The 6601-nt window shown below is 45.2% G+C and carries 4 protein-coding genes; all 4 read right to left on the bottom strand.

Annotated features, from left to right (window positions below):
* Window positions 1–121: 121 nt before the first annotated feature.
* Genes UF75_RS24000 through UF75_RS23985 form a run of 4 tightly spaced genes read right to left on the bottom strand, consistent with a single transcriptional unit; the run spans window position 122 to window position 6434 of the window.
* Entirely contained in the window at window positions 122–1972 is a 1851-nt protein-coding gene (locus tag UF75_RS24000) for a TnsD family Tn7-like transposition protein (protein ID WP_045577041.1), read from the bottom strand.
* Window positions 1966–3498 (bottom strand): ATP-binding protein, encoded by a 1533-nt coding sequence (locus UF75_RS23995; RefSeq protein WP_045577040.1) that lies wholly within the window; start codon window positions 3496–3498, stop codon window positions 1966–1968. Before UF75_RS23995 ends, UF75_RS24000 begins: the two co-directional genes overlap by 7 nt.
* Window positions 3491–5623 carry a Mu transposase C-terminal domain-containing protein gene (locus UF75_RS23990; protein WP_045577039.1) on the bottom strand — a complete coding sequence of 711 codons (2133 nt, stop codon included), beginning with the start codon at window positions 5621–5623 and terminating at the stop codon, window positions 3491–3493. Before UF75_RS23990 ends, UF75_RS23995 begins: the two co-directional genes overlap by 8 nt.
* Window positions 5624–5633: 10 nt before the next feature.
* A complete protein-coding gene (locus tag UF75_RS23985) occupies window positions 5634–6434 on the bottom strand; it encodes a heteromeric transposase endonuclease subunit TnsA (RefSeq protein WP_052693596.1) in 801 nt (266 codons plus the stop codon).
* Window positions 6435–6601 lie beyond the last annotated feature (167 nt).

Here is a 6601-nt window from a genome sequence, read left to right as displayed (position 1 = left end):
TGTGTTGACACAATTGTTACACATACTCCTTTCGCTAAAAATACAATTGTTACGCATATTAATTATGCTTGGATAGCAAAAAGCCGCCCAAAATTGGACGGCTAAAGTGTTGCCATAAGAGCTATTCAGTTTTGTCATTTAGTTCATCCATCAACTCCTTCAAAAAATCTTTGTACTCAACAAAGGTGTTTGGATGCAGTGACATTTCACGTTTTATGTCTGCAAGAGATATGGGCACGCCATTTTGTTTCTCCCAAATCATAGTAATTCTCCTGCGAAGCCAGTCTTCCTTGCTTTCAATAACACTGTCAATAAAAATCTTGGTCCGGGGCTTTTTCAGAGCACCAGCAACTAATGTGTTTTTGCCAAGTCCTGCAATTTTCGCAATATATCCTCTTGTAATGCGTTTATCAGTATCGCCCCCTTTCCGTATTTGTTCATAGGCAGATTGCACTTTTTTGAGTATTTCGTAATCTTGCTTACGATATTCAGCTAAGTCTTTTTTATACACCATGTGTTCCCGCAGCCATACATAATCGTGTTTACATAAATAAGAATATGCTCCGGGTGCATGTCGGCGCAATACCGTCGGCATCACTTCACCATACTCCTTGCAGAACTTTAGTACCTGTTCTTTGTAATAATTTTCAGGACCGACATCAGGACTGTACGGGGGCGGTCTTCTCACATACGTTCGTTTTTTTGTGAGTCCTATCTTTTTCTTCTGCCATCGTATAGCGCTGGGTGAGCATTTTAAAATTTTTGCAGCTTCTTTTACAGTCATTTTTTCGGTGCCAAGAAGCCGCAGCAATTCGGTCTTCCAGATATGCCCGTACTCCACAATCAAAAGCTGTCCGGTTTTTCCTTTGCGACGTATTTGTTTGTATATCATCCCGCATTGTTCACAATGAAAGAAACCTATCGCAACACCATTTACGTATCGGAGATCAGAGTTTTGGCATGTATTCGTACCATAATGCATACAGATAGGATTCTGACATGGCCATGGTCCGTCGCCAAATGGATTTTCAGATACTTTGCACTCTACAAATTCTTTTACGGAACCTTTCAAAAAACACATCATCAGAATATGGTGAATAGGACGAAAAGTCCTCAGCCGTGCTTCCCGAAGCTCTTGTACACAATCCCCTGCTTCATTCAGAGCGGTGTACAGAATTTCAAGAAATTCTTCTCCCCAATACCTGTTGAAATGGTACGAAATCAGGTCATAGTCAGGCACCCCCTGCACCGTAGCAGCATCTTTTTCACGAAGTAAACGCATGTACTTCTCACGAAAATTAAACTGCCAGTCAATGTCCATGCCATGATGGAGCAGCCATTCGCTTTCTTGCCCAATTCGCAAAAACAGTTCTTTGTATTGGTCGTAACCATCACGAATACTATTGTCATCGTGTTCGGAAAGCCTTTGATCTGAGGCCGCATAGAAGGTCATATTGGTAGCGCGTGCAAGCACATCGGAATCCATGAGCCTGACACGATGTTTTATGCAATATACCATGCCGGGAAGCTGGTGTGCTCTGTGCCAATACGGTTCTCCATATAAGTTTTTGTCCTCACAAACACAACGTGGGCAATATCTTAAATACTCCGGCCAAAGTCTATAGCTCCGTCGTGTTCCCGTGCGCTCAAAATTCTTTTGAGAGTTTCTGCCATTTAGAACCTGTGCCATATCTTTGCGGAATTTTTCAGAACAGATCATCGACAGGTACGGATACATGGTGTGGTTCATGGCGATTGTTTTTCTGGTAATTGCTGTTCCTTTGGGTATCCACCGCTCAACACAGTCTAACCGCATCGGGAAGAATATCGCAGTCGAAAGACATTGCATATTCCCGAAAAGTTTTTTAACGGTGGGTTTGTAGCCTGCACTGCCGCTGCGGACAAAATATCTGCATAAAATGCTGTAATAGCATTCGTCCGGGTAAGGGGTAGGGAAAAATCCGCCTACCATTCTTCGGTCTCAATGACACCCTTTGCCTGTATCTCGGCATATCCGGAAGAATCTCTTAAATCCCCTTGTACATGTCCGTCTCCGGTATTGGTGTCAGGAGCTGACAGGAAAATCCGGTAGGCAAGGCGCACCACATCGGCTACATCCCGCAATTCCATGTGTTCCGCCAATACCTTTCCGGCAAGATACTTCGCTTTCGGTGGCTCTACGCCCAACTCCAGCAACTTTAATACTGCCTTTTCTGAAAGGGATGTTTCATTTCTTTTTTTCGGAATCTCTTGATTGTGTTTAAGCACAGTAGAATAAGCCGAATAGTAATCCTCCATACTGATCGGCGCTATATCACCGTACATATCAATCTTTTTTTTGTCGCCGGAGCGCAGGGCGTCCAGCATGGGCTTGACAAGGCCAAGACGTTCGGCGGCGACAATACGAAAATCAGGCGGCGCGAAGGTTTCTTTTCCGAGTGCAATCGCCCGAATCTGGATCATAGCGTAGAGCTTTACGGCAATATCAATAATGCCCTGACTTTCTTGGTATAGTGCGTTTTTGAAGTCGTCGGTCAGCGGAACAATACTGCGGGTCCATTGGTTGCACCACATGGAGGAAACAAAAATATCCCACGACGCATCATTTTTCATGCGGTCCCATATAAGGTCACCCTGACCGCTGCCACGCCGGGCCTGGCGAAACTCGCTCTGCAATACCGCCATGGCTCTGCTTGTACCGATCAACACAACCGGAACGCCAATAGTGTTGACCAATGTCACAAAGAAGTTCAGCATCTTTTCCTGTCCGCCGCCCTTTGCCATACTAAGGTGCTGGATTTCATCAATTACCAGAACACCAAGACAATGGAGCCGTGCCGCCTGTGCCATACGAATCATTAATACATCAATAATGCTGCCGCGTTTGCTGTTGACTTCAAAGTAGTCGGTTCCCAAAGCCCGGTCAAGGGCCTCAAAAAATTCCATACACAAGCCTTTAACTGAACCATCATGGGGGCAGTCCAGTTTGAGCCAAACCACTTGTTTTAGCATAAGAGGGGTTTCCCGGTACTGCGAATGGGAGATAACCTGCGGGTACATCGCAAGGATATTTGAAACAGCAGAGGTTTTTCCGACACCGGAAAGACCAATAATCGTAAAACCGGCAGCGGTAGGACGAAAGGCTCCTAAGTGTTCAAATCGGCCTGACCGGATTGCTTTGTGGCCTTGTGCCAATGCAGCCGCATAATTTGCCGCCAGCGGATTGCGGTGCAGATAGCTTTGACGGATACACCGGGAAAACCGCCCTTCAATGTCCACATGCTGTTCCAGCGGCTGGAAATAGCGGAATAATCTTTGAACACAATGCAGTCGGTATTGTGAATCCAGTTCGCGCTCTCCGTCATGCTGCCCCTCATTGTACGAAAGGGCGTCCACCAGTTCATCACTGCTCAGAATCGGCGGTAAGGCTTCAATCAAAGGGTTCCCTTGGTAGTCCGAAACAATTTGTTCTCTGTAAACTGCTTCATGTTCATTCATCTCTCAAACGTTCCTCCAACTTTCGCTTAATCATGCGCAAAGTCGGAGACATTTCTTCCTCTGCAGCCGCCTGGTGATGGGCTTGCGGATCTTCTGCCGGATTCCCGGTATCCATCATGACAGAACTTTCTGTCATACGCATGGATTCCCGTTCCTGCCTGCGGTTTTCTTTAATCTGCGATATGCGCTCCTTCTTGCTTTTTGAGGGAAGTCCTTTTCCCATATTCTTTGCCTGTGATACAATCGAATCAATCTCTGCATTCAGGTTGACCTTCGCTTCGGTTTCACTAACTTTAAGCTGCTGGCTCAAAAGCTTTTCCTTACGCTGCTCATAAACAATTTCATCTAGGCATTTTCCGGCATTCTTGCCGTTCCAGTCCAGCAAGGAGCATACATCATAAGACTTGTCGTCCTGATTCCAGATATAGATATTGGTCATGTCCCGCGGGTCATAGGAAATGGCAACCTGCCACGATTTTCCCGAACGGGCTTTTTCAAACCATGACTCCCGGATTGCCCTGTCAGAGCTGTAAAATACGCCTTTGAAGCGAATCCCTTTTCCTGTAACGGTCGCTTTTGCCGTAGGCATTACGGCCAGCCGCACCAGTTCTTCGGGATAAGAGCGCAATGCGCCCGAACAATGCCGGATTCCCCAATGCCATAACTGAATGGGAATGGCTTTTACCTGATCCTGCATCATCGCTTCGCTTTTCTCAAAATACTCCATATAGTGATGGTTGTTGTAATACAGCACACATTTAATAATAATTTGCGTAAACTGCCGGATATCAAGTGCCGCGTCCAGCCGGTAATCATGACCGCCGCGCTTGCTCATGTCCGGCTTAACGCTTCCCGGAAGAAGGGCCACACTGTTCGTATTGATTGTGTGAAAATGCTGTTCAATAATGCCCTTCAAATCGGCACGGTACGGCGGAGCGTTCACAATCCGTATCCCAAGCATATTGACCAGATTGTCTGCGTTTTTGCTTTCCATTTCCCCTCTGTCGCCAAGAAGGGCAGACGGGATATGGTGACAGGGCCATTCCGATTCTTTAATTTCAATGCCGTACTGTTTGCAATAGGTCACTTTGTCTGCCGCCATGTTCGCAATCGCCATCATGGCGCCAGCCCAACTCGGACCTTCAAGTCCTACGCTCATGCCTGTTACCATTCGGCTGAAGGCATCAATCACAAAGTAGATGACCGGGCGTCCAATCAGATTGGAACGGTCAAACTGCGATACCAAATATACATCTCCCACGGTTGCGTCAATCTGGAATTGCGCACCCGGCCCCATAAGGCCAAAGTCCGATTTCCCCAGCACACGCCTGCTGTTGAGTTCAAACGCTCGTTCACCGCTGCGTTTCTTTTGTTCGTTGACAACATCCCGGCTTTTGCTGTACCAATACTGAAATTGCCGGAAAGAAGGCACTTCCTGCGGAGCGAAGAGCTTCAATTTTTCCGGGTTTTCCTCCGATTGTACGGTATAAAAATCTTGCAATAGTCTTTCGTAGGTGGCTTTCAAACTAATCTTTTTCTGATTTAGATAATACTTTTTAATTGCTGCGGCGAAATTCTTCCGGTCGCTGTCAGTAATCACTTTCCCCATGGTTCCGGTATTCAATGAGGGTCGCCCAATTTTCTTTTCTCCTGTTTTGCGGGATTTTCCTTTACCACCCCGTTTAGCAAAATCAGGTATGAAGGCATTTTTTGTCTTGCCGGATCTCCAATACCGGTCAAGAAGCGCATAGAGATTGTTTGGTTTAATGTCGTTTTCTTCTGCAACTTTTTTTAAGATAGAAGAACGTTTTCTGCCATCATAGATGTCAGGTTCATTTTCTACCGCACTCTGTATCATGTTCCACACACGATCTCTATGGATGCGTTCCTTTTCGGTAAAGGCATCATCCGCAGTCCCCAGAGTCGGCGTCGAGAAGGGGGACACTTCATATAGATTGTGGTTCTCACCCTCAACGACAGCTCTCATTCCAAACCGGATTGGTTTACGGGAACGGCTGTTTAAGTCATACCAATAACCATATTCGTTTCCGGAGGCAACCCATAACACAAGATATTGTACTCCAGTTTCCACATCAGTTATCATTTTGTTGACACAAATCTCCATCACTGTTCCCTCACGCCGTAAGACTGCTGAGATTACTCCTGAATACGGAGAAATCTATTGGTTTTGCAGCATCAAACTCAATTCTTTTCCAGTAGACGAGATGCTTGTAAATGTTCAGTCCCATGCCGTCTGAAAGCTCAAACCGCATCTCTATATCCAAAAGTAACTCCCAAAGCGAATCTGAATGAAAAGAGTAGTTCCTCATGAAAAAGGCCATGCACGCTTTCTGTAATTCACTACTAAGTCCAAACAGTCCTAAATCCTTTGCCTGTGCCAGCCATTCAATATTTCTGGCCTTGGTCTGATTGATTTCCCGTTCGGTTATGATTCTCCACCTGACATTCTTTTTGCTCCAGTAGCGCCTTTCAATTTCAAGTTTTTCCCGCACTCTTGGATTATCTAAATCCGCAGTTGTTTTCACTGCGATAACCATAGGGCCTCTTGTGGTTTCAATATAAAAATCGCTGGTCATCACATACGGGAATCCACTTACCGGATCATAGGGATACCTGATCTGCGCCATTTCTGCTATCTCAATTACTTGCTGCAAATCCAGCAACGGGTACTGTTCACGAATATCCAAAACTTCATCTGACCAATCCAATAGAAAAAACAGGTTCATTTCGTGATTGGATAAAAGGTGATGCGTCCTTCCTGTTTTTGCGCCTTGAATACGGGACACCATTCCGTTGGAGGGAAAATCCTGAACGAGAATCCAAGGGGTATAGCGTTCACCAACTCCTTGCCCACGTTTTTCTTGCAAATAGCGTTGGAATACTACTTCATTCCATTTTCTTCTGTGTTTTGCCACGAAATTCACCTCCATACAACTATTATGCATAATAATTGTATGGATTTCAAGCGAAATTATAAATAACAATTGTATCAATCAAACAAAAGCAATTTTTATATATAATTTTTGTCAATTATGGGTTATTACATGCTTTTTATGACTAATAATTGTTACTCCACAATTGG

The sequence above is a fragment of the Desulfosporosinus sp. I2 genome, from assembly GCF_000960765.1.
Classification (GTDB): domain Bacteria; phylum Bacillota; class Desulfitobacteriia; order Desulfitobacteriales; family Desulfitobacteriaceae; genus Desulfosporosinus.
The sequence above is the reverse complement of the archived record's forward strand: the minus strand, read 5'-3'. Positions and strand labels throughout refer to the sequence as shown.